This window comes from Methylobacterium sp. BE186 (assembly GCF_031457035.1).
In the GTDB taxonomy this organism is placed as follows: domain Bacteria; phylum Pseudomonadota; class Alphaproteobacteria; order Rhizobiales; family Beijerinckiaceae; genus Methylobacterium; species Methylobacterium segetis.
The window spans coordinates 1-21,950 of record NZ_JAVDVV010000019.1 but is presented as its reverse complement, the minus strand read 5'-3'; the positions used below and the strand labels follow the sequence as shown (position 1 = coordinate 21,950).

Genomic DNA, 21,950 nt, shown 5'->3' with positions numbered 1-21,950 from the left:
CCCGGCCTCAGGCCCGCGCCAGGCTGACGGGGACGGGGTTCTTCACGGTGTTGAGCACGGGCGACCATTGCGTGGCATGCGCGACGAGGGCGTCGAGTTCATCCTGGCTCGCCCCCTCGATGTCGAGATGGGCCTTCAGCCGCACGGCGGTGAGCCCGACCGCCTTCTCCGAGAGGTCGCCCGTGCCCCAGACCGAGGTGATGTTGATGTCGCCCTCGCTCTCGATCTCGATGCCGCGCACGGTCCAGCCCCGGGCGACCGCGTTGGCCTGGAGGCCGACCGCGACGCAGGTGCCGAGGGCGGCGAGCAGCGCCTCGGTCGGATTCGGGGCGGTATCGTCGCCGAGCAGCCCCGGTGGTTCGTCGACGATATGGGCGTCGAGGTTGCGGACGTAGTTGAGGTGGCGGAAGCGGCGCCCCTCCGCGACGGTGCGGGCGCGCACGGTCTTCACCACGCTCGGATCGGCGCGGCCGCGCTCGGACAGGGCCCTCAAGGCGTCGGCGTCGATGGTCTCGAAGGTCTGGACGATCTCCCGCCCTGTCTCTCTGGCAGCGTGAGCACTCATGGTCTGTCTCCTCAGGTGGCGGGAATCCAGCGAGCCCGGGCCGCGAGGCGGCCGAGGGCGGCGTCGAGGGCGTAGCCGATCAGGCCGATCAGCAGCACGAGCGCCGCGAGGCGGTCGTAGGAGAGGGTGTCGCGGGCGTCGTTGATGGCGTAGCCGAGCCCGCTCGTGACCCCGAGATACTCGGCCGGCACGAGCACGATCCAGGCGACGCCGAGGGCGAGGCGCAAGCCCGTGAGGATGTCCTGCGTGACGGCGGGGACCACGATCGCGCGCAGGGCGCCGAGCCGGCCCGCGCCGAGATTGCGCGCCAGCGTCAGCCAGACGGGATCGACCCGCTTCACCCCGGCGGCGGTGGCGAACAGGATCGGCCAGATCGCGGCCGCAGCGATCAGGAAGACGATGGCCCCGTTCCAGCTCGGGAAGGCGAGCACCGCCACCGGCATCCAGGCGAGCGGGGAGATCATGCGCAGGAGCTGGAACGGCGGCTGCAGGACCCGCTCCAGGAGCGGCGAGGAGCCGACGAGGAGCCCCACCGGCGCACCGAGGAGAAAGGCGAAGGCGAGGCCCTCTCCGACCCGCGCGAGGCTGGGGCCCGCGGCCCGCCACGCCTCGCCGGTCGCGATCAGGTCCCGGAAGGCGGCGAGCGCCGGGCCCGGCGCGAAGCCCGCGAAGGCGGCGTAGGCCGGCACGCTCTCGAGGACGAGCCCGGCCGCGTACCAGAGGGCGAGGAGGCCGGCGAGCCCGGCGAGCGGCGCCAGCCGGCTCAGCACCGGGACGAGGCCGCGCCCCGGGGCGACATCCCTCTCGACGGCGAGCGCCGCCTCGACCGCGCTCCCGCTCACAGGCTCAAAGTCTCCTGGCGGGTGGGCGAGGCGGCATCTCCCGCGCCCGGCCATTCGGGATAGCGCTTGAGCGAGGCTGCCACGAAGCGGTCGTCCACGAGGTCGCGGGCGACGAAATCCGGGTCGAGGCCCTGGAGGAAGGTCGCGTCGCCCTCGACCAATGTCCGTCCCATCGCCTCGACGATGAGCTTCGTGGCGGACGGATAGGGCCAGGGCTGGAAGTCGATGCGGGAGGCCGACCAGTCGGGGTGACGGATCGCCCCGCTCGCCTCATAGGCCGGCCCGTAATCGGTCATGGCCTTCACCACCACCTCGGCCGGCATCGGCAGGTAGCCGCGCCCGTCCTTCGAGATCAGGCGGGCGACCTCCTCGCGGTTCTTCATGCAATGGGCCTGCGCCCGCACGATCGCGTCGACCGCCTTGCCCGTCCATTCCGGATTGGTGGCGACCTGCCGCTCGTGGGCGACGACGACACAGCAGGGATGGTTCTTCCAGATGTCGCCGGTGAAGCGCAGCATCCGCGCCCCGGCCTTGATCTCGCCGAGAGCATTGAAGGGTTCGGCGACGATGTAGCCGTCGATCTTGCCGGCCGCCAACGCCGCCGGCATCTCGGGCGGGGGCAGGATCTGCAGGGCGCACTCGCCCGCGCCCGCCTCGCCCCGGATCACGGGGACGACACCGGATTCCCGAAGCGCGTATTGCAGCACGACGTTGTGCATCGAGTACCAGTAGGGCACCGCGACGCGCTTGCCCCCGAGCCCCCGGAAGTCGGTGATGCCGCTCTTGCCCCGACGACGATGCCGGAGCCGTTGGTGTGGGCCCAGGCCAGGATCTTCACCGGGAACTTGTTGTTGTAGCGCATCCAGACCGGGATGGGCTTCAGCAGGTGGACGAGGTTGAACTTGCCCGCCGCGAATCCCTCGACCAGCGCCGACCACGAGCGCACGGGCGTCGGCTCGGCGACCTTGAGCCCGGCCTCCTCGAAGAAGCCCTTGGCGTGGGCCACCAGAAGCGCGGTCGCATCGGTGATCGGCAGGTAGCCGATGCGCACGGTGCCGTCGTCGGCCGCGTGCACCCGCCCGCCCGACAGGGCGAGGCCCCCGCCGCCGAGGAGCGCGGCGAGGCCGCCGCGGGCCAGGGCGTCGAGGGTGGCGCGGCGCGTCCAGTCGGCGCGCGCCCATTCGTGCGTCCACAGGGCGGAGAGATCGTCGGGGGCGGTCATCGCTCAGGGTCTCGGTTCAGGCCGCGGCGCGGCCCGTCTGGTCGGGGGAGGGGCCGAGGCGTCGGCGCAGCTCGGCCTCGGCATCGACCCCGAGGGGGATGTCGGCGACGACCCGCGCGGGCCGGCCGCCGAGGAGCACCGCCCGCTCGGCGAGCGCCGCGACGTCCGCGAGATCGTGGGTGACGATGGTGAGGGTGAGGCCGCGCTCGCGAGCGAGCCGCAGCACGTCGGCGCGCAGGCTCGCCCGCATCTCCGGGTCGAGCGCCGAGAACGGCTCGTCGAGGAGCAGGATCCGCGGCGCGCTCGCGAGCGCGCGGGCGAGCGCGACCCGCTGCTGCTGGCCGCCCGAGAGCTGATGCGGCTTGGCCGATGCCCGCTCGCCGAGGCCGAGATCGTCGAGGAGATTCTGCGCCTCCGCCGTGCAGCGGGCCCGGTTGCGCCCGAGCCGGCCCGCGAGCCGGGCGGGCAGCAGCACGTTGTCGAGGACGCTCGCCCAGGGCAGAAGGGCGGGGCGCTGAAACATCACCGTGCAACCCGGCACCGGTCCCGTCACGGCCGCGCCGTCGAGCCGCACGCGGCCCGCCGAGGGCGCGGCGAGGCCGGCGAGGATCTGCAGGAGCGTCGACTTGCCGACGCCGGAGCGGCCGAGGATGCCGACGCGCTCGCCCGGCGCGACCGCGAGATCCACGGCATCGAGGATGGGGCTCGCGCCGTACCGGTAGGCGACGCCCTGGAGCGTCAGGAGGGAGCGGGAACTGGGCATCGATCCGCGAACTGGGCGCAGCCCGGCCGCCCCGGCGGACGATGGCCGGGGACCGGCACCGACGGGCCGCGTGGCGCAGAGGATGGCCGAGGCTGGCCAGCCAGATCAATGAAACCGGAATTCAAAGATCGGGCGGTCCCGGGAAGAAAGACCCCGCACGGCGGCGGGCTGGAGAATGTTCTGCGCCGTGTCTGTTCCGGATACGCAGGTCGAGGGGTGCGCGCTGATCTGCGCAAGTCGAAAAGGTCCGGCCGCTGAGAGCAGGGGACGGCATAATCCTTTCCGCGCGATGCGCGCGACGTGAGACTTTGCCTGTCGACGGCAGAAAGAAAGAAATTCGTTCCGGATCAGCTCGGCTAGGATCCAACATCGGACAAGGAATTGTCGAACGAAGAGGGAAACGGATCGACATGGCCGCGAACGTCGATAGGCGCCGCTTCCTGACGATGTCGGCGGCGCTCGCCGCCGGCGCCACGGGCGGGTTCTCCTGTATCGAGATCGCGAGCGCCGCGCCGATCGAGGTGCCGAGCGTCGACACGCTGAGTCTACGGGTCCTCATCGATTCGGCCCACGATCAGTTTCTGAAGCCCAGCACGGTTCAGGGCGTGGTCCATCAGCCGCGGCAGCGATTACCGCAAGGTCCTCCACAATCAGTGGGGATTGTCGCTCTTCCTGGAATCGCAGCGCGCGGACGAAGCCCGCACGATCCTGCTCGATTTCGGCTACAGCCCCGAGGCCCTTCTCAACAATATCGAGATCCTGAAGGTCGATCCGACGAAGGTCGACGCCCTGATCGTCAGCCACGGCCACCACGACCATTACGGCGGCCTGACCGGGTTCCTCGACAGGTATCGGGCCGTGCTGGCGCCCGATCTCAAGCTCTATGCCGGCGGCGAGGACAATTTCTGCCACCGCTTGAGCCCTGCGGGCGTGCAGGGACAATTCACCGATTTCGGCCAGCTCGACCGGCGGGATCTGGCGGCCCAGAAGGTGCGCACCGTGCTGTGCGAGACGCCGACCGTCGTGGCCGGCCATGCCTTCACGACCGGGCAGATCAAGCGCTCCTCCATCGAGCGGATCCTGCCGAACACCTTCGTGGAGCGCGGCATCAAGGACGGCCTCGGCTGCGATGCGAGCCACTACTCGCCTGCCGAACTCCAGGGAAAGGTGATTCCGGACGAGCATGTCCACGAGCACGCCACCTGCTTCAACGTGAAGGGCAGGGGGCTCGTCGTCATCAGTTCCTGCGGGCATGTCGGGATCGTCAACTCGGTCCGCCAAGCGCAGGCGATCTCGGGCGTCGAGAAGGTCCACGCCATCGTCGGAGGCTTCCATCTCGGCCCGGCGCCGAAGGATTACCTCACGCAGGTCGTCGCCGAGATCCGGAATCTCGCGCCCGACGTCGTCATCCCGATGCATTGCAGCGGCCTGAACTTCGCGCTCGAAGCACAGGCGCAGTTGCCGGCCAACATCATCGTCCCGACCACCGGCAGCCGGCTCGTCTTCGGTGCGTAGAGCGGCCGCGCTCGCCTTACTGCTGCTGCTCGGCCACCCCGGCGCGCTTCCAGCCGGGGACGAAGGCGGGCAGCGCCGCTCCGCCGCCGCGTTGATGGATGTGCTGATGTGGAACCGCGAGCCGGTCGGCGGCCGCTTCGCCCTCGTCGACCAGAACGGGCGCACCCGCACCGACGCCGATTTTCGCGGCCGTCTGCTGCTCCTCTATTTCGGCTTCACGTCCTGTCCCGATGTCTGCCCGACCGATCTGCAGGAGATCGCCCGCGCTCTGGACCTACTGGGTGCGGAGGGGGAGGCGCTGCAGCCGGTCTTCATAACCCTCGATCCCGACCGCGACACCACTGCCCTCCTGGCGGAGTACGTTCCGAACTTCCATCCGCGCCTGATCGGGCTGACAGGGTGTTCCGAGTCGATCCGGGAGGCGGCCGACGCCTACAAGGTCTTCTACGAGCGGGTCGCGCGGCCCGACGGCAGCTACACGATCGATCACTCCGCCTTCGTCTACCTGATGGACCGAGCCGGGACCTATCTCGGCTTCTTTCCGCCCGGCACCTCGGCGGAGCGGATGCTGGCGATCATCCGGCCCCACCTCTCGAGCCGGTGAGCCGCCCAACCGCGCGCACCGGAGATCCCGACGGCAGCCGTCGCCGTGGGATAGGGGAGGCGGGCGCCGAGTCGAGGAAGGGTCGCGTCGCGCAAGATATGAATCGTCTCGCCATCAGGCCGCGGCAGACCACGTCACCCTCGCCGAGTGCGTTCTTTAAAAAGAACAATCTTGTTGATTTAACGAACGTTCGTGGAGAGCCTGTGCGAGACGGGCCGCCGCTCGAAACGGTCGGGCCGCAGGCAATCGCGACAGGAGTTTTGGAGACCCATGGCGTTTCGGCCTCTGCACGACCGCGTGCTCCTGCGCCGCATCAAGGGCGAGGAGCGGACCAAAGGCGGCATCATCATCCCGGATACCGCTAAGGAGAAGCCACAGGAGGGCGAGGTCGTCGCCCTCTGACCCGATGGCGGGAGCCTCCGGCATGACGGGCTTCCATGGCGGTCTCCGCGCTCGGATCATCCCGGCCGTTGCGGGCGGGGGAGGGGGCAGAGAGACCGATTCTACGGGGAGCGGAACGCCATCACGAACGGAATGGATGGCCGATGTTCTACAGCCTGTATTTTCTGACCTGCCTGACAGCGAATCCGGCGCATTGCGTCGCCCGCATCCACACCTTCTCGGAGGATGTATGGACACCGCAGCAATGCCTCACGGTCGCCCAGCCGCGGATGGCGCAGTGGCAGCAGACACACGATCGCTGGCGCGTGGAGAAGTTCCGGTGCGGGAAGCGGCCGAGCGATGAGGGCGCGCGGATCTAGGCGCTTCCAGGGGCGATCGCCTCCGTCAGCCTCTCGGGCTGCGCCTCGCGCCCCGCATGTCCGCGCCCTCCCACGCTCTCACGCGCGCGACGATCCCGAGCCGTGATGGAGGGTGCGCAGGCGGGCGGCCCGGGTGCGCCGGAGCGTCACCGGCCGGCGCTCCGCCTCCCCGCGGCGAGCATCAGGAGAAGGAACCGAACCCCTCGAACGGCTCGCTCGCGGATCCGATGCTCGCAGCCTGCGCGCCGGGGCGCTGCCGTCCGGCATCGCGGCATTCCGGGACCCGCGCAATCCGCTTCGTGGCTTGGACGGTATGAGTCCGCCTGGTCTCGTCGGGCACATGCCGCGCCTGGGCCAGCTGATGATCCTGCAGAATCGACATCTTCATCCGCGACTTCCTTCCTGACGCGCCGCCGTGACGGTCGACACCGTTTGGCATGGCCAATCGCGGCATCCGCCCGCTGGTTCCCCGCGGAGGCCGCCGGGTGCGTCGCTCTCCCGCTGGTTCGTTACGCTGACGGCGCGCGGGATGCTCCGACGAGGGGCCGGCCGACGCTCCTGGCCGATCCTCCCCATCAGCCCGGTCCGAAGCCCGATGGTCAGGACAGCCCCTTCGCCATCCTCCGGACAGGCTTTGTAGCAACAGGCTCAGTCCGCAGGGCGGCTTTGCGAGACGCTCAATTGATCGGAAGGGCTTAGGACTTCAGGTGGCTGGGGGACCTGGATTCGAACCAGGACTAGAGGAGTCAGAGTCCACCGTTCTACCGTTAAACTATCCCCCACCGAACCGCTTGAAATCGCTGAGCTTTTCAGCCCGCTTTTTCATTCGTGCGCAAAAGTTTTTCAACTGCGCTCGCCGGAGGCGCTCGCAATAGGATGAAAGGTAGCGCCCGTCAACCGGGTGAGGCGGTTATCTGGCCCATTCCAACCCTGTACCCTTGAACCGAGCGATTGACGCTCACACCGGCCCTGGCAACCCTGCGCGACTGTTCGACCAAGCCGGGCAGGGGGATGCGGATGGGTGTCGCCATCACCAACGGAACGACGTTTCTCGGCGTTCCTCTCACGAAGGTCCGCAATGTCCTGAGAGCGTGGCATCGCGGCGACCGCTCCGACGTCTGGCGAATAGCCGATCTCAAAAACGTCGATCTCGATCCTCGGACGGTGATGGTCCTACTGGAAGAGTTGCGGGACCGCGGGCTGATAGGACCGGAGGAGCAAGAGTACGGCGCACCCGTCGACGGCCTGACAGACGCTGGCTTGGCGCTATCGGGAGCGGACGCTCGCGCACGAACACCCAAGGACAAGGCGCGAAGGATCCTGGATCGCTTCCTTGACGCCTGCGCTGCGGTGAATGCCCGGAACGATCTGCCGTTCGCGATCCGCGAGGTCTGGCTGTTCGGCAGCATGCTGGATCCCGGCAAGGTCGATGTCGGCGACGTGGATCTGGTCGTGGATCGGGGCCGCCCGGCAGCGTTCGAAGGCAGCCTCGTGGAACGCTATCGTGAGCTGGCGCGCGAAATGGGAGCTGGCGATAGCAGGGGGATTTTCTGCGGGTACGGTGATCAGGGTTTTGTGGAGCGTCAGTTGCTGCACGACGGGCGCAGACACCCAATCCTGTCGATAAGCACGACGCTGGACGACCTTCGGGACATGGCGTGCCCCTGTCAGCGTGTCTTTGATGCAAGCCGCGGCGGAAGGGTGACCGAGCCCGTTTTGCCTCGGCACCCGAACTCTGCTGGCCGCTCGAACCGGTTCGGCGAGAAGCGCCGGATGCCTGACCTACGTGCGCTACGTCAGAGCATCCAACCTGTCTCGGCAGGCCTGATAGCGCGCCGCTGGCTATCGTGGCGGCAGGAGACCTCACTCAGCCCCTGGCCCGAGGATCACCCTCGCCGAACGATTTTCGCTCACAATCAGTCCAATGCTCCCGTCATCATAGTGGATGGGACCACACCGAAGCGTCTCAAAGCCAACGTGCTCATGAAGCGCATAAGCTTCGCCCATTGCGACGGGTGCCGCCGCTTTGGCATGATCATGACAGAGCGCGTCTATCCGGATCCTGAGCGGCAGTTTGTCTCGTATGAGCGACCGACCTCCGCTCTCATCGTGGAGAGGGAGATCAAGAAGGAAGGGCCCTCAACGGTCTATCGCCTCCTGATCACGGACGCTGCGCATGTCGGCCGCTACGTGGACTTCAGCGACTTCCTCGTAGCGGAGTGGTGGCTGCACCTCGTCATCAGCACGGACGTTGAGCGTATCCTCCGCCGTGACTTGGAAGCTGGCATCAGCCGGGAGGTGGTGGTCGATACGTTGGTTCAGTCGGATAAGAGCCTCGCAGGGGCTTTGGCGCAGAGTAGCCTGTTTGAGCGCCCCTTCGTGGATGAGGCTCGGGCAAGGTTGGGGCTGTCCATCCAAGCGTGTAGTCAGCCGCCGTTCGAGCTAGTGGTGGCCACTGCCTGAGAAGCAGTAGCTGAAATCTGGCGCTTCGTACCCATTCGCGAGGGGTTGCTTGCGACCCTGAGAAGCTATTCGATGCGTCAACAATGAACGACCGCTGACGAAGGCACGGCGGACCTTCAAGGCCAATCTGCCAGCAACGGCAGGGGGCTCGGCTATTCCATTGAGTTCCGAGACCTCAAGGAGCAAGGCGTTCCAGAACCCTGGGCCATTCGTTTGGAACGGGGTTGGCCGCTGTCTGGAGCGGTCCGTTAGGGCAAGCCCTATTGGAACGTGGGATGTGGCTCCAGCGCCTGCTCAACCGCAGCGGCCTCCTATGTGTGCCTTACGGCTTAAGGGGCGGGATCTGCCGGATGGTTTCGCGTGTGCCCCTGATGGTCAGGTCATTGTCTGCCTAACGCAGGTGTGGGGAACCGGAATGCCGATCTCCCTACCACCGAGCCAGCGCCGGCGGGCCACCACTGCGACGAGCGTGGTGCCGTCCTGCGAGACCTGCACATCCCGCACGCGGCCCACGACGAGCTTGTGATCCGCATAGAGCCAGCGGCCTCGGAGCGTCGGGACCAGCGAGGCGGCGCCCATCTGCATACGCGCGTCCGCCCGGTCCAGAAAAGGCGTGCGGGCTTCCTGCGCGCTCGCCTCGCCGGCCAGCATCACGAGGGCGCAAGTCCAGGCACGAACGGGCTGGCGCATCCTGTGTCCCTCTTCCGGCGCACGCGAGCTTCTTCGTGGGTCTCGTCGCGCTTCGTCTCCGGTCGGTTCGCCCGCCGCCATTCGCTGGGCGTCATGCCCGACCAGCGGCGGAAGGCATGCGTGAACGCGGCGGGCTCGGAGAAGTCGAGGCAGTTGGAGATCTGCGCCAAGCTCATGATGGTGTCGGCGAGCAGTTGCTTCGCCACGCGGAACTGCGCCTCGTTGGCGAGCTGCCTGAAGCTCGTGCCCTCAGCCCTCAGGCGGCGGCTCATGGTACGGCGGTTCACCAGCTTCAGGCGCGCCACGCGCTCGGCTCTGCAGCGCTGCCGGGTCACGCTGGTCTGGAGGTACTCGCGAAGCTTGTCCGCCAGCGTGGAGACCTGATCGGCCTCCAGCCGGCGGATGCGGTCCTCCACCCTTTGGCGCATTGCCGGGTCCGCGCCCGCGATCGGCTGCTCCAGGAGCGCGACCGGGAACACCAGGGCGGCCGCCTCCTGATCGAACCGGACAGGCGCGTGAAAGAAGGCTCCGTAGGGTATCACGTTCGGCGGCGCGGAGCGCGGCAGCAGCACCTCCAGCGGCGCCCACTCAGGCCCGCACAGCCCCCGCAGGATGTTGGTCAGCGTGGCGAGGGCCCGCTCCAGATGCAGGGCAGCGCCCTCGGCCTCGGGCTCGTGCGGGGCATAGCCGAGGACGGCGACATCGTCGTAGACGCCGAGGCCGATCACCGACCCCCGATCGCGCACGCATGCATGCGCTTCCAGGGCCCGCAGGGCGTCCCCTACCGAGGCGCAGTTGCGCAGTAGCCCGCCGAGGAGGCCGAGCGAGGTCAGGGTGGTTCGCTGCCCGACCAGCAGTCCGAGATGGGGGCAGCGCGAGCGGTCGGCCGCAAGCGCGATCAGGCGTCCGATGGCCGTGAACGGAACGGGCTTGCTGCTGCGGCTGACGGGGCGGGGATCGAGGCCTGCTTCAGCAATGAGGCCGTCGCGGTCGGCGCCGAGTTCCAGCAGGACGGCGCGGATCGCCCGCACGACATCGAGGTGGATGAAGCCGACGGACGGCGCCTTCTCAGCCCCATCGGAACTCTCGTCCGCGACCGCCCCGCTCGGGCCACCGTTGGTATGTAGCCCGACAGAGGAGACCATGGCAATTTCCTCTTCCCCCTGCCAGATGATCCTATGTTGACATTCGTGCTTGATCAAACGGGACGGGGGAATTCATTTTTTGGGTACGTCTCGCTCTTAGTTTGTCTGCTGCAATACAGTGTTATCTCTCGCAGCTGGAGAGCGATGCTTCTCGCACTCGGAGAGGACGCCCGGGCTGCGGCGTCAGTGCTCTGCGTCCGTCTGGCCGCCGTTGATGATGGTGAGGTCTGCGCGCGGGGCAGTGGGCGGCTCCCCGTCGAAGATGGTCTTGATGACCTGGGCAACGCTGGCGCCCACCTCCGGCGGCTGGATCGACCGGGCGCGCTGCACCGCCTCCGCCATCACGGCGTCGTGGTCCACAAGGCCGAGACGCTCCAACTCGTGCAAAAGAAGCGCGTTCATCACCAAGCCCGCGATGGCCTGATGTGCCGTCGCCGCCAGGGTTTTTCCTGTTTGCGCGGTACTCTCCGCCTGCATCAGAGCCAGTTCGGTAAGCTGCTCGTTGGTGAAAGGGTCGTCTATGTCGCTCATGCAATGCTCGCGCCGCGGAAGCGCTTGAACCTCAAATGTGCCGACCGGTAGCGGATCAACGCTTGGCCAGCTGAGAAACGGAACCGCCCTCTCGTTCTTGCTGTTCCGCGTGCCCTGCTTGATTGGAAGGCGTGGGCATCGGTCGAGCGGCGTTGGAGGCTCGCAAGTTTGCAGTTCCACGGATCGTATCAGTAGCGCCGGTCCATGCGTCGGTCGTGCCGATCCATCCGCCGTTCCTGCCGATTTACCTGTCGGTCCATCCGGCGGTCGTGTCGATCCATCCTTCGGTTGTGCCGACGCTCCATTCCTAGCGTCTGCGTCTTGATGACCAACCCATCTGCCACGACAGACGCTTCAACCGCGGGCCGAGAGTTGCTGAGTGGGGCAGCCTTTGCTCCGCTCCCCACTCCAAGCGCAAGCGCCGCAGCGATAGGGAGCGCCGCAAGTTTCGGATACGACATAGCCCTCTCCCTCGTCTGATCACGGCCAGCAGAGCCGGCACACCAATTCCATTCTTGCAGTTTCTGCGTGCACTGCTTGATCGGATGAGCCGATCTGAACGGGATGTGAAGCGCTCCATAACGCCCAATCGGCGAAGGTCCGCTCCTGAGTGCGATGCGACCCGTGCGATGGGACCCGTTGCGGCCGCTTGGCTGAATGCCGGCTACCCACCCCGAGCGGACCTCGCGAGTGGGTGCCAAGCGTCAGATTTCGACTATTAGGGCCCTGCATCAGGTTGCAGCCGGAAGCCCGTCCACCTCAAGGTCGCAGTCGTTCCCGCGCATCCAGACGATCTGGCTGTCGTGACCCTCGGGAGCTGCAAGCGACGGCTCGGCGTCAGCGCAGTCCTCTCGGTCGGTGTCGCCATCCATGTCGTCGAGGAGGGCGATCAGGCGATCGGCCGTGTCGAGGGCGGCCTGCGCCGCATCCTCAATGGCAGATCGCACATCGACCTCAACGGCACGGCGCTGCTGAGGCGGGAAGTGGTGAACAGTGCCCATAATCAGGCTCGCGTCGCCTTGGCGCAACGGGCAGCCTCAGACCGCATGAAGGCCCGCTCCATATTGGCCGGCGTCTGTGCGACGATCAGAGCGGCTGCGTCCCAATCACTGCCAGCGAGCGCCTTGCGCATGCGCCACTCGCCTTGCTGGTCAGCTTCGATCTCGTCGGCGGGCTCGCGCCGGGCGATCTCCGCCACGATGGTATCGAACGTCGCGGACAGGCGATCCCCTTCCTCGATCAGAAGATCCTTGCCGGACTGCGGGCCATGCTCGCCGGTCTTCGGCCAGAAGGAGCCGAGGTGGAAATGCCGGGCGCCTCCGTCGTACAGGTCGGCCAGAGCAAACAGGGCATCCAGCGGCACGGTGGACAGATCAGGTGTGGCCGCGGGCGGAGAAGCGTGCTCCGTCTCACTCTCGCTGTCAGCCTGCGCCTGCCTCATCGCCCAGTCCGGAATGCGGCCGACCCGGTTCAGAGCCGCGCACTCCCGCTGCTTGAACCGAAGCTCATCGCCGAAGCCTGTGAAGCCGACAGGCAATCGCGCACCTGTGAGAGACAGGGCAGCGCGCACGAGTGAGACGTGCCGCTTAGTATCATCTTCGCACTGAGGATCGATCGTGCCCTCCAGGAGCAACGCCTGCGCCAGGGCGAGCACGCCGAGCCCTTCAAGGGATTGCGGCGTCGGCAGGCGGATCACCTCGTCTGCAAGGTCCCACATCCGGCTGGTAACGAGGTCGCAGGCCTTCGTCTCGATGCCGAAGGGATCTGCGACGTTCACGATGGGCCGGCAGTCATGATGCTCCGCATGGGCGGCGAGGATGCGCTCCCGGTAGGCGAGATGCGGATCGGCCGTTGAAGCCGTGCCCAGATCTGCGAGCACATCGACGGGCTTGCGCTTGATGATACGGGCAGCCGTCGCCTTCAGAGCATCGGCGCGGTTGCGAAGGGCCGGCTTGGGTCGGTCGGAGCAGGCGAGCCGGGAGAGTGGATTGCGCATCGTTCAAATTCCTGGATGAGGCTGGGTTGGGGGAGGTGAGGTCAGAGGAGGGTGGCCAAGCCGGTCAGCACGGCGCCACCCGCGATCAGCGCGAGGTAGGCGACGAGTTCGCCGGCTCGCGAGAGGGCGCGCAGGACCGGAGCGACACGTCCGCGAGGCGGCCCGGCGGGGCGGAAATCGACGTTGAGGTACAGCGCGGCGTCGGAGGCGCGGGCGAGGACGGCGGCGTCGGTGATCTCGTCGTGCTCGATGTGCCAGCGCAGGTGCCGCAGCAGAGCGACGGCCCCGAACCGGGTGGCGTAAGGGGTCGCCAGAAGGCGAGCCAGCGTCTGATCCATCGCGGCGCGGGCCGACAGCAGGTTCGTCTCAGGCGCCACCTGCCACATGCTCCAAGCCTCGTCGTGGCCGTCGATGGCCATGAGGATCGGATCGGCATGAAAGGGGACGTGCTCGATCACGGAGGGATAGGCATGCGACATGGTTCGGGCTCCTGCATGGGCTCGTGGCGGTAGGCTGGAAGTGAGGGGCGGGTGGGTCCCTTTTGGACGCCGATCAGTTCGGCGACGCGCGGGGCTCGGTCAGGCCCGTGAAGCGGGCGCGAAGGGTGCGGCAGTGGGCGAGAGCCCAAGCGTGCTGCTCGCGAACGGCGGGCTCACCGCGCGAGATGCGGAGGCGGTAGGAGGCGGCGAGGCGCAGGCAGGTCGCGTGATCTTCACGGGCGTCACGCAGGCGCACGGCAGGCGAGCGATGGGGCAGGGCCAGCATCATCCTCCAGCCCTCAGTGTGCAGCGGCGCGGCGCTGGACCTTTGCGGCAGTCCAAGCCTGCTTGAGAGCGTTGCCGATAAGGGCGCGGTAGGAGCGGCCGGCGACGGCAGCCATCTGCTCGCGAACGATCGCAACGGCGAGGTTCATGATGGCGCGGCGATCGTAGCCGGCGGCGGTGGCGAGGGGCTGAGCGGCAGCACGAGCCAGAGCAGCGCGAGCCTCGCGGTAGGCGCGGACGCCCTCCTCGCGAGCCTGCTGACGAGCAATGCGCTCGGCCAGGGTGGCGGGAGCCGAGACGACGGAGCGATCGGAGCGGATGTCGTTGAGGGCGGCGGACCAAGAGAGAGAGCGACGGTAGGACATTGCAAACCCGTTTGACTAGGGCTAATTCCTAGTCAGGTATGGCTGCTTCCGGCTCTGCCGTCAATAGTCTACTATGAAAAAATCCTAGTTAGGCAGGAACGGTTCTGAACATGCTCACAACAGGAAACCAGCTTCGGGCTGCGCGCTCGCTCGTTGGTATGGATCAGGGCACCCTCGCGGAGCGGGCTGGAGTGAACATCAACACCATAGGTGCGATGGAGAAGCGGGGCGCTGCGGGTCTAGTTAGCGGCCTTGATAAGATCCAAGCGGTGATGCGAGCTCTCGAAGCAGAAGGCGTCGAATTCCTGAACCACGGCCGCCCCGGTGTCCGTCTGCGCGAACCGCAATCCTGATCACGAGTAATTACCTTGCAGAAGGTCCACGGGTGAGCCGTAGGGCGCTGCTGATAATAAGGGGATAGAACCGGGACGACCTCCCCTCTTGGCAATCGGCTGATTTTGCTACGCAAATTTCCATCGACTGAACCGGCACCAGCACGCGGAAAAAGCCATCGCTGATAAAACAGGAGGGCATTCCACCTCACACTGCCCAGTAAGGAACGTAGCGTGCGTTGCGCTTGCCCTGCTTCGGGTCCGCCGGAGCAATCCGGTTGGCACGCACAGCTTCGGAGATAACCGACGAAACAGCTTGGTAGTCCTCGTCCGATACGAGAAATCTCTCTCGCAATGAGGCGTTCCCCATAGGATCATGGGTAATCCATCTTATGACGCAGTGGTAGAAGCATGCCCGCTGCTTCTCCTGTCGCGTCATCGCCGAGAATTTCTTCGGGCCAAATAGTACAACTCGCATTGAGTTTTTTGACGAGATAAACTCAGGTGCAGGCAAGTGGGCCTTTTCGATCTCAAGCAACGTTTTGTCTAAGCCGCCACCACGCTCCTCACAGAGGCCAAAATTTCTCATTGTCGAGGCAAGTTTCTCATTTCTCGATCTCCGCTCATCAAGCATGCGATCCGTGTCGATTAGTGAGTTGCCCGGATTGATGATCTCAATTCGATTTGAATAAATTTCGACAATGGGGCCGGCGCCAGATATTGTGAAATCTTGGTGAATTAGAGCGTTTGCGAGTACTTCACGAATAGCTATCTCTGGGTATGCAGATAAATTTCTTCTGACGCCGTCTATGTACACCTCTTCACTAGGTATATTCTTCATAATAAAGCGCATCATTCCTACAAAACCATGCGCATACCCCTTTTGACCCTCCTGCTCAAATTCGGACTTAGATTTATCTTTTCCAGAGTATTTTATAATTCTTACTGACTTGGATGTTATCGAAGGAAATTGATGGACATCCTTGGCCAGCAGAATTGCACCAAGGTTGAGAATATCAAAAGTTCCATCCATATTGTCATTGATGAAACCTTCGGCAATCATTCTTTTTAATACCTCATCGATCTTTTTAGGTTTCGTCTCCGAGGAAAGTTCGTAGTGGACGTCGGTGTCAATTTTTTCAAGGACCTGATCTAAAGTTTGATTTGAAAGCGCCACTGCGTTCTCAAATTTTCTTCTTCCGGTTGCGAGCCATAGAGCGCGTTCGTGCTCAGGAAAATCAATAAGTTTTTTCTTATTTTCGCCAATTCTTATATATTCAACGCCGGAAAACTTGACAGGTCGATCATATGTCGGTTCGATAGTCACTATGGAAAAGGATAAGCCATCACATTTAAAGTCTAAAAATTCTATGAGCAATTTAGGCTCTACCTGGCGGCTTGCCCAATTTTGAAAATCTTCTCCGCCCTTCTTCATTTCTGAAAACTGGACGCTAGTACCAACCTTATTTCGTGTTTTATTGTCAATGCCGAACACAAGGTAGGCCCTATCCCGATCGTTGAGCATCGCACCATTGGCAAGTGCGGAAATATACTCTCCTATCTCATTGGGATCTTTATTGTTATGTTTGAACTCAAGCCAGCCATTTTCACCAGCTTCCTGTAGCAGCCGCTCCAAAAGGGCGCAGGGGTTCATTACGGACAAGCTAAGGGCCTCGCGCGGGTTTTATCCCCCTTATATCAGAATGGGCACTCAGATGGCTATTATTTTTACCGGCCGCACCATAAAACGCTTTAATTACAATGAGTTGTGCGCGCTGGAGCGTTCGGCGTTTTATCAACATTTTGTTCTTGATTGACGCTTGCATCTGAAAATCTGCAGGCCGCTCGGGCGAGACGTGACAGAGCCCGATGGGGCCTCAATAAGCCGGCAGACCGGATTGCCGAACCGCTGCGCTACCGCCATCCTCGGCGCATGAGCGATGATCTATCAACACCGTTCACGCGCTGGCTCGACAGGCGGGCTGGACGCCTACCACCCGGGAAGCCACTCGACTGGCGAGGCGAGGCAAGGTTCTGGTTTAGCCGTGAGCCCTACACAGGCGGCAACCGGGTCGTGCTGTTGCAGCTCGTCGTCACGGTCGCCGTCAGCCTCATGACGATTGCCAACATCATCGCATGGCTGAACACCTGCAGCAGCCTCGCCGGGCTGTCAGCCATCACCCTGTTCGCCGTGACAGTCTATCCGTACCTGCGTCACCGCATCGAGCGCGGGCGCTGGCCGGACTAACGCAGCTCGTCGGCATAGAGGCCGGCGCCGACCGCCAGTCGATCCGATGGCAGCGCAGGGGCAGGCGCCCGGAGGCGCGGTGCCCCAGCCTCAAACGACCGGCGCGCCCGCGAGGCATTGACGCCGCCCGTGATAAGCCGCTGCCCGGCCTTCTGCCCGTAAGCGCCAATGGCAGCGCCGGGACCCGCGATCTTGAACGCCACCGCGCCCGTGAGGACATCGAGCGCCCGCGCCACCGCACCAGCCGCACGCTCGCTGCCGGGCTTCTGCCTACCGTTTGGCAGGATGGTGGAATTCAGCGCCGAGGCAAACTGCCGAAAGACGCCCAACTCGGCCGGGCTGAACATCTCGTTCGCCACGCCTTTACCGGCCCCATCCGTAAAGGCACGGACCCGCTCCACGATCTTCGTCGCGCTCATGGTCGGTTCCGTGAGGCGCTGGACGGCGGCCTGCCGGAGCCCTGCCCATTCCGCGCTCGTCTCCCCGAGGAAGGCTTTCGCTGCCCGTGCTTCGTTCACCGCACCGACGCGAGCGCCCGGCACGCCAGAGCCGAACAGGCTGCCAGCGATGGCGTTCGGGTCGAAGCCGTGCCGTTCTAGGCTCTGGACCCAGGCCGGCGCCGCCGTCTGCGCCTGCTCCGTCTGCGCTACCGCCGCCCGGAGGCGGCCGAGGCCCTGCCGCTGCTCCGGGGACAGGAAGCGGCTGGCGAGATCCCGCCCCTCGCCGCGTAGCAGGTAGTCGAGGCGCTGCCCGAGCCCGCGACCGTCGCCGCCGACGTAGCGCGTGACGATGGCCTGTTGCACGGCCTGCCAGGTGTCGCTGTCCGCGCCCACCGCCGAGCGCAGCCGTTCGAGGGTCTGCAACTGCCCAGTGGCAATGCGCCCTGTGGTTGTACCGAACAGCATCGAGACGGCTTCGTTCGGGCTCGCGTCCCGCTCCACGATCTTCTGCAGGCGCTGCCCAGCCACATCGCCAGGACCGCGAGGAGCGAACGCTTGCTTGTGGTCCCGAAACAGCCCACGAGCCTTGCGCATGGCCTCGGCCGGCGCTGTGTCGCCGATCGGCAGGGACGAGGAGGTAGCCGGCCCGACACCCTCTCCGAGTTCGGGGAAAGGCGCGTCGTCGGCACCTCCCGCCGGCCGGGGTGCTGCCTCCCGACGCATCACGGCCCGGTCATAGGCGCCGATCGCGTCATCAGTTTCGCCACGCACGACAGCCTCAGCGGCATCGCGAAGGGCCTCGCGGTCGAGATCCTGAGCCCGCAGGCCATACCCCTCGAAGTCGATTTCCAGCCGCCGCGCCTGCCGATCAACCATGCCGGCGAAATCCGCATTCTCGTCGGCCACACGCTCCGCAGCACGAGAGGCCCCGACACGGGCTTGGTCCTCGATGCGATACAGCGGGCGACCGGCACCCGTGCGCTCGGCTCGCAGGGCGTCTATGATGAGACCGGACACGTCCCGTTGAGAAGCGCCCCCGGCCTCGTCGGGCGTGAGATAGCCAGCCTCGACGAGCTTCACCCGCCACTGATCAAGCGGCACGCCGTTGTGCCGGGCGAGTGTGCCGCCACCGGGATAGTACGACCGGTTCAGATCCATCGCCCGAGCGTCGTCGGTCAGGGCAAGGCCGCCATTTCGGGCGATGTACCGGCCCATTGTCTCCGGCGACCCCGAGGGTGCCCCCGGCATGACCACGGCATCTGCCGGCACATCGCCCGTCCGAGCACCGAGGGAGCCGCCGATTTCGTCGGCAGCACCAGGTGCACGCACCTGGTCGCCAAACTTCCCGATGCTCAGAAGGTCCTCAATCCGCTGGTCGAAGCTCTCGCGGACGGCGTTAAGGGCTGCGCGGTCAGTCGGGTTCTGCGCCGTCCCTGGGTAGTATCGGCTGAACCGCTTCCGGATCTGCTCTGTCTGCTGAAGGGTCGGTGTCTCGCCCTCACGCAGGCCGAGGATGCGCGGCAGGTTGTCGAGGTCCGCGAGCGCCCGAAAGGCGGCCGGCGTGTTCACGTCGTCAACGGGGATCTCCGGGCCGAGCGAACGTCGGACACGGGCGCCAACATCATCGAGCGCGCCGGGCGAGAAGTTGCCGGGGATCTGGGCCACCTCGCCATAGGCGCCCCGATAGGCCCCACGGCTGCGCTCTGCGGCCTCGCGGGCGCCTTGCACGGCCAACCTCGCCCCGTCGAGCACGTCACCCGCTCCCGGCCCCTGGACGGCTTGTAGCGCCCCCTGCTGCGCCCTCTCGGCGGCAGCGGCACGGGAAGAGGCGGCATCGCCCGCGAGCCGGGCCCGATCGGCAGCGGCTTCAAAGGCCATCTGCGGATTGTCGATCAGGGGCGAGCCCTGTGCGGCCATCGTCTGAAGGCGCCCGCGAGCGGCATCGATCTGGCCCGCCTGCGTCTGCGCAAAATCCTGCCCGATCTCCTGCGCCCGTGCGCCGCGGCCACCGGACAAGGCCGCCTGTTCGAGATCTACCGCGCGAGGATCAAGCGTCGCCTGCGCCCGCGAAAGCGTGATGCCCTGATCGGCGGCCAGTGCCTCACGGGCGGCACCCTCGGAGGGACCCTTCACCGTGAAAGCGGACACGATCCGCTGTTCAAGCTCCGGCGTCATTTGAGCCGGGTCGATGCCAGCCCCTCGTAGGGCTTCGCGCGCCTGCGCCGTCAGTTGGCCCGTCTGATCGCGGAATGGGACGTTCGCCCGGCGAAAGGCGCCGATGACTTTGCTGGCCACTTCCAAGCCGACGCCGGCCGCCCCGCCTACGGCGCCGCCCGCCAGTGCGCCCATCCCGGCATCACCCAGCGTCTTCTTGTCGAGGGCTTCCGCTGCCCCGCCGTACAGGGCGCCGGTCCCGATGTTGCCGACCGTGCGGGCGACTGGCCCCGCGCCTCGCGCCACTGGCAGCGCCGGGAGAGCGAGCGCCCCGCCGAGAGCGCCCCCGATCATGCCCGCAAGAGCGGTCTTCGGAGCCTGTCGAGACAAAGCGCCCTCGACATCCTGAACATAGCGGTAGCTCTCGCCGAACAATTTGCCCGAGCGCAGGGCCTCGGCGCCGGCCATCATGTTCCGGGGCAGGTTCAGGCCGAAGGTGTTGGCGAAGTTGTAGAGCCCGGCCTCAGCCGTGTTCCAGCCGGACGGCTTACCCACCAGGCGCTCGTCGGCCACGCGACGCAGGCCCTGGCCCAAGCCCTCGGACGTGTCGAGGGTGCTCGCCATTGGGCTATCGCCGAACCGCTCATCAAAGGACGGCGCGGCGTCGCGTGAGAACGGATTGGGAGCCGTCGCGGTCTGGCCCTCTCCTCGAGGAGCCGAGCGGCTGGATTTGAATGTGGCGAACTCCGCCGGATCGAAGCCCGAGGAGGCCGGCGCCGCCGGGGCCGAGGACGAGGAGCGCGATTTGAATTCCGCGAACTCAGCAGGATCGAACACGCCGCCGGCCATTCAGTAGCCCTCCTGCTGAAGGCGTTCGTATGCTTGCTGCTTGGACATGCCGGAGCCCGTGAGCTGCCCGAACCGATCGGCCGCGCTGGCAGCGCCAGGACGGTTCGAGGGCGAAGGCGCCGGCAGAGCCCGACCACCGCCACGGCCGCCCGAACCCTGCGGCCCGCCGTCCGGCTTGAAGTAAGTCTGGCCCCGCATGTCGGCCGCGCGCTGGCGGTTCAGTTCGAGCCGCCGTTCCGCCAGGGCAATGCCGCGGTCGTAGATCCGCTGTCGGGCGGCATCGGGCAGCGAGGACGAGCCCTGAATGTCGAGGAGGATCTTGCGCTCGCCCTCGGTCGGCGCCGCGCCGAAGATCGCCTTGAGCTGGCCTAGGGCGTTCGTGGTCACGAGGTTGTCGAGGTCGATGGTCGCGAGACCTTCCTTGCTTCCGAAGTAGCCGGTGACCTGTCCGCGGTAGCCCGCAGTCGGGCCTTCGTAGGCTTGCTTTGACAGCCGCTTGGCCTGTTGCAGGTTGCCGATGACGCTTTCCGCAGTGGTCACGGCGTCGTCGGCCTCAAGGATGGCCTTCTTGTCCGAGGCCGAGAGCGGCTGCTGATCCTCGCGGGGCATCTTCCCCGTGAGGACGTAGGACGAGTATTGCGGCGAGCCGGGCGTGAGGCCGAGCCCTTCCGCCGCCTGCCGCCGCGCCTCCACGTCATCCGAGACGTTGCTGCGGTTTCGCTCCGGCGCCGTGATGCGGATGTCATTCGTCTCGGGATCGTAGACGCTCTCGCCAGGGCTCAGCTTGGTCGGGCCGGACTTCTCGCGAGCGTAGGCCGCCGGGTTCGCTGCCCGCGTCATGCCGTTGGCGCGAGCCCACATGAATTCCTTCACGCCATCGGGGATGCGGCTTTCCTCAAGCGCCTGCTTGAGCATCATCTGCGCGATTTCACGTTGCGGGGCCGGCAGATCCGGGTGCCCGGCTGCCTGCATCAGGAACGGGATGCGCTGCGACAGGGGCGAGGCTGCGATGGCCGAGGCCGGCACGTTCCCCACCATGGGTGCGCCTCCGGCCCCGCCAGCGGCCGAGACGCCCGCGGATGCCCCAATCCCGCCAAGCGAGGCCGGAGGCGCCCCAGCGGCCACGGGAGAGCCCGGCAGTGTCATCGTGCGCGAGGGGACGGGCGCCCCCAGATCGCGCGAAAGCGGCAGCACCTCGCCACGCGGCGCGGTGGTCGCGCCCAAGGCGCTCTGCTGCAAGGGCGGCCCTTGGTGACCGGAACCGCCGAAGGGCGCGGGCTGGCTGGCAGCCGGATCGCTGCCGGGGATGTAGAACGCAGCCTCGCGCCCACCGGCCACCGGCATGTCCGCCTGCGCGCTCTGGGTCGGGTACATGCCCATGCGCTGTTCAAGCGCCTGTGTCTGCGCCTCGTCGTCCGCATAGGCGACCCGAGATCGAGCCGGAGCACCGCCACCGCTGCCGAAGCTCCGAGAGAAGTCCGCGAACACGTCGCGGGCGCTCTTGGGCGAGCCGTCCCGGTTGTAGAACACGTTACGGTTGGCGCGGACCTGATCCGGCTGCACAAAGCTCGCGGCCGGCGCATCAGGGTTCTGCATCGAGCGGGCGATGAAGGCAGGGCCGCCCTGCTGCCCGAGGAAGTGCACGGCGTAGCGCGTGGCGTCGTTCACCGGCAGGTTGGCGCGGGTCAGGATGGCTTCGTT

At 66.1% G+C, this 21,950-nt stretch carries 19 protein-coding genes, 1 tRNA gene and 4 pseudogenes; 7 read left to right on the top strand and 17 right to left on the bottom strand.

Going from position 1 to position 21,950, the window contains the following annotated elements:
* Positions 1 to 7: 7 nt before the first annotated feature.
* The 4 genes and pseudogenes from J2X36_RS18280 to J2X36_RS18265 all read right to left on the bottom strand — a co-directional run bounded on the left by J2X36_RS18280 (position 8) and on the right by J2X36_RS18265 (position 3,392).
* On the bottom strand, positions 8 to 565 hold the full coding sequence (locus tag J2X36_RS18280; protein ID WP_310352377.1) for an OsmC family protein: 558 nt from the start codon (positions 563 to 565) through the stop codon (positions 8 to 10).
* A gap of 11 nt (positions 566 to 576) precedes the next feature.
* Positions 577 to 1,407 carry an ABC transporter permease gene (locus J2X36_RS18275; protein WP_310352374.1) on the bottom strand — a complete coding sequence of 277 codons (831 nt, stop codon included), beginning with the start codon at positions 1,405 to 1,407 and terminating at the stop codon, positions 577 to 579.
* Positions 1,404 to 2,629: pseudogene (locus J2X36_RS18270) on the bottom strand (ABC transporter substrate-binding protein). Before J2X36_RS18270 ends, J2X36_RS18275 begins: the two are co-directional and overlap by 4 nt.
* Before the next feature lie 16 nt (positions 2,630 to 2,645).
* Positions 2,646 to 3,392, bottom strand: coding sequence for an ABC transporter ATP-binding protein (locus J2X36_RS18265; protein WP_310352371.1), 747 nt, complete (start codon positions 3,390 to 3,392; stop codon positions 2,646 to 2,648).
* Positions 3,393 to 3,802: 410 nt separating this feature from the next.
* Here J2X36_RS18265 and J2X36_RS18260 point away from each other — a divergent pair.
* From J2X36_RS18260 to J2X36_RS18245, 4 genes and pseudogenes are all read left to right on the top strand, one after another.
* Positions 3,803 to 4,907, top strand: a pseudogene (locus J2X36_RS18260) (MBL fold metallo-hydrolase).
* A complete protein-coding gene (locus J2X36_RS18255; protein ID WP_405029813.1) occupies positions 4,900 to 5,511 on the top strand; it encodes an SCO family protein in 612 nt (203 codons plus the stop codon). Before J2X36_RS18260 ends, J2X36_RS18255 begins: the two are co-directional and overlap by 8 nt.
* A 270-nt stretch (positions 5,512 to 5,781) precedes the next feature.
* A pseudogene (locus J2X36_RS18250) lies at positions 5,782 to 5,910 on the top strand (co-chaperone GroES); the annotation flags it as partial.
* Positions 5,911 to 6,056: 146 nt separating this feature from the next.
* A complete protein-coding gene (locus tag J2X36_RS18245; RefSeq protein ID WP_310352369.1) occupies positions 6,057 to 6,272 on the top strand; it encodes a hypothetical protein in 216 nt (71 codons plus the stop codon).
* A gap of 181 nt (positions 6,273 to 6,453) precedes the next feature.
* Here J2X36_RS18245 and J2X36_RS18240 read toward each other — a convergent pair whose 3' ends face one another.
* Both J2X36_RS18240 and J2X36_RS18235 read right to left on the bottom strand, forming a co-directional pair.
* A complete protein-coding gene (locus tag J2X36_RS18240; protein WP_132256849.1) occupies positions 6,454 to 6,660 on the bottom strand; it encodes a hypothetical protein in 207 nt (68 codons plus the stop codon).
* 320 nt (positions 6,661 to 6,980) lie between these two features.
* A tRNA-Gln gene (locus J2X36_RS18235) sits at positions 6,981 to 7,054 on the bottom strand.
* A 235-nt stretch (positions 7,055 to 7,289) separates the two neighbouring features.
* Between J2X36_RS18235 and J2X36_RS18230 the strand changes: the two genes are divergently transcribed.
* Entirely contained in the window at positions 7,290 to 8,735 is a 1,446-nt protein-coding gene (locus tag J2X36_RS18230; RefSeq protein WP_310352366.1) for a hypothetical protein, read from the top strand.
* Positions 8,736 to 9,110: 375 nt separating this feature from the next.
* On the opposite strand, the gene J2X36_RS18225 is transcribed toward J2X36_RS18230, so the two are convergent.
* From J2X36_RS18225 to J2X36_RS18190, 8 genes are all read right to left on the bottom strand, one after another.
* Positions 9,111 to 9,425 (bottom strand): PRC-barrel domain containing protein, encoded by a 315-nt coding sequence (locus tag J2X36_RS18225; RefSeq protein ID WP_310352364.1) that lies wholly within the window; start codon positions 9,423 to 9,425, stop codon positions 9,111 to 9,113.
* Positions 9,386 to 10,570, bottom strand: coding sequence for an AraC family transcriptional regulator (locus J2X36_RS18220; protein WP_310352361.1), 1,185 nt, complete (start codon positions 10,568 to 10,570; stop codon positions 9,386 to 9,388). The genes J2X36_RS18225 and J2X36_RS18220 overlap by 40 nt, the downstream gene beginning before the upstream one ends.
* A gap of 183 nt (positions 10,571 to 10,753) precedes the next feature.
* Positions 10,754 to 11,101: a hypothetical protein gene (locus tag J2X36_RS18215; protein WP_310352358.1), complete on the bottom strand. Its 348-nt coding sequence runs from the start codon at positions 11,099 to 11,101 to the stop codon at positions 10,754 to 10,756.
* 731 nt (positions 11,102 to 11,832) lie between these two features.
* A complete protein-coding gene (locus J2X36_RS18210; RefSeq protein WP_310352356.1) occupies positions 11,833 to 12,129 on the bottom strand; it encodes a hypothetical protein in 297 nt (98 codons plus the stop codon).
* A complete protein-coding gene (locus J2X36_RS18205; protein ID WP_310352354.1) occupies positions 12,105 to 13,097 on the bottom strand; it encodes a hypothetical protein in 993 nt (330 codons plus the stop codon). Before J2X36_RS18205 ends, J2X36_RS18210 begins: the two co-directional genes overlap by 25 nt.
* Positions 13,098 to 13,138: 41 nt before the next feature.
* On the bottom strand, positions 13,139 to 13,576 hold the full coding sequence (locus J2X36_RS18200) for a hypothetical protein (protein WP_310352352.1): 438 nt from the start codon (positions 13,574 to 13,576) through the stop codon (positions 13,139 to 13,141).
* A gap of 73 nt (positions 13,577 to 13,649) precedes the next feature.
* Positions 13,650 to 13,865: a hypothetical protein gene (locus J2X36_RS18195; protein WP_310352350.1), complete on the bottom strand. Its 216-nt coding sequence runs from the start codon at positions 13,863 to 13,865 to the stop codon at positions 13,650 to 13,652.
* A gap of 10 nt (positions 13,866 to 13,875) precedes the next feature.
* Positions 13,876 to 14,226, bottom strand: a complete 351-nt coding sequence (locus J2X36_RS18190) for a hypothetical protein (protein WP_310352347.1) — start codon at positions 14,224 to 14,226, stop codon at positions 13,876 to 13,878.
* Between the two features lie 191 nt (positions 14,227 to 14,417).
* Here J2X36_RS18190 and J2X36_RS18185 point away from each other — a divergent pair, with 191 nt between their 5' ends.
* A complete protein-coding gene (locus J2X36_RS18185; RefSeq protein WP_310352344.1) occupies positions 14,418 to 14,579 on the top strand; it encodes a hypothetical protein in 162 nt (53 codons plus the stop codon).
* A gap of 187 nt (positions 14,580 to 14,766) precedes the next feature.
* Here the strand turns inward: J2X36_RS18185 and J2X36_RS18180 are convergent, their stop codons facing one another.
* A complete protein-coding gene (locus J2X36_RS18180; RefSeq protein WP_310352538.1) occupies positions 14,767 to 16,212 on the bottom strand; it encodes an ATP-binding protein in 1,446 nt (481 codons plus the stop codon).
* Between the two features lie 420 nt (positions 16,213 to 16,632).
* On the opposite strand from J2X36_RS18180, the gene J2X36_RS18175 reads away from it, so the two are divergent.
* Positions 16,633 to 16,806 carry a hypothetical protein gene (locus tag J2X36_RS18175; RefSeq protein WP_310352342.1) on the top strand — a complete coding sequence of 58 codons (174 nt, stop codon included), beginning with the start codon at positions 16,633 to 16,635 and terminating at the stop codon, positions 16,804 to 16,806.
* Here the strand turns inward: J2X36_RS18175 and J2X36_RS18170 are convergent.
* Positions 16,803 to 20,249 carry a hypothetical protein gene (locus J2X36_RS18170; protein ID WP_310352340.1) on the bottom strand — a complete coding sequence of 1,149 codons (3,447 nt, stop codon included), beginning with the start codon at positions 20,247 to 20,249 and terminating at the stop codon, positions 16,803 to 16,805. The genes J2X36_RS18175 and J2X36_RS18170 overlap by 4 nt on opposite strands.
* Positions 20,250 to 21,950: pseudogene (locus J2X36_RS18165) on the bottom strand (hypothetical protein); the annotation flags it as partial. It abuts the gene before it with no gap.

Excerpts from the sequence above, each read along its gene's own strand:
- J2X36_RS18245 (WP_310352369.1), top strand. The coding sequence starts at position 6,057 with ATGTTCTACAGCCTGTATTTTCTGACCTGCCTGACAGCGAATCCGGCG.
- J2X36_RS18280 (WP_310352377.1), bottom strand. The coding sequence starts at position 565 with ATGAGTGCTCACGCTGCCAGAGAGACAGGGCGGGAGATCGTCCAGACC.
- J2X36_RS18170 (WP_310352340.1), bottom strand. The coding sequence starts at position 20,249 with ATGGCCGGCGGCGTGTTCGATCCTGCTGAGTTCGCGGAATTCAAATCG.
- J2X36_RS18240 (WP_132256849.1), bottom strand. The coding sequence starts at position 6,660 with ATGAAGATGTCGATTCTGCAGGATCATCAGCTGGCCCAGGCGCGGCAT.
- J2X36_RS18265 (WP_310352371.1), bottom strand. The coding sequence starts at position 3,392 with ATGCCCAGTTCCCGCTCCCTCCTGACGCTCCAGGGCGTCGCCTACCGG.
- J2X36_RS18180 (WP_310352538.1), bottom strand. The coding sequence starts at position 16,212 with ATGAACCCCTGCGCCCTTTTGGAGCGGCTGCTACAGGAAGCTGGTGAA.
- J2X36_RS18195 (WP_310352350.1), bottom strand. The coding sequence starts at position 13,865 with ATGATGCTGGCCCTGCCCCATCGCTCGCCTGCCGTGCGCCTGCGTGAC.
- J2X36_RS18215 (WP_310352358.1), bottom strand. The coding sequence starts at position 11,101 with ATGAGCGACATAGACGACCCTTTCACCAACGAGCAGCTTACCGAACTG.
- J2X36_RS18220 (WP_310352361.1), bottom strand. The coding sequence starts at position 10,570 with ATGGTCTCCTCTGTCGGGCTACATACCAACGGTGGCCCGAGCGGGGCG.
- J2X36_RS18230 (WP_310352366.1), top strand. The coding sequence starts at position 7,290 with ATGGGTGTCGCCATCACCAACGGAACGACGTTTCTCGGCGTTCCTCTC.
- J2X36_RS18190 (WP_310352347.1), bottom strand. The coding sequence starts at position 14,226 with ATGTCCTACCGTCGCTCTCTCTCTTGGTCCGCCGCCCTCAACGACATC.
- J2X36_RS18205 (WP_310352354.1), bottom strand. The coding sequence starts at position 13,097 with ATGCGCAATCCACTCTCCCGGCTCGCCTGCTCCGACCGACCCAAGCCG.
- J2X36_RS18200 (WP_310352352.1), bottom strand. The coding sequence starts at position 13,576 with ATGTCGCATGCCTATCCCTCCGTGATCGAGCACGTCCCCTTTCATGCC.
- J2X36_RS18225 (WP_310352364.1), bottom strand. The coding sequence starts at position 9,425 with ATGCGCCAGCCCGTTCGTGCCTGGACTTGCGCCCTCGTGATGCTGGCC.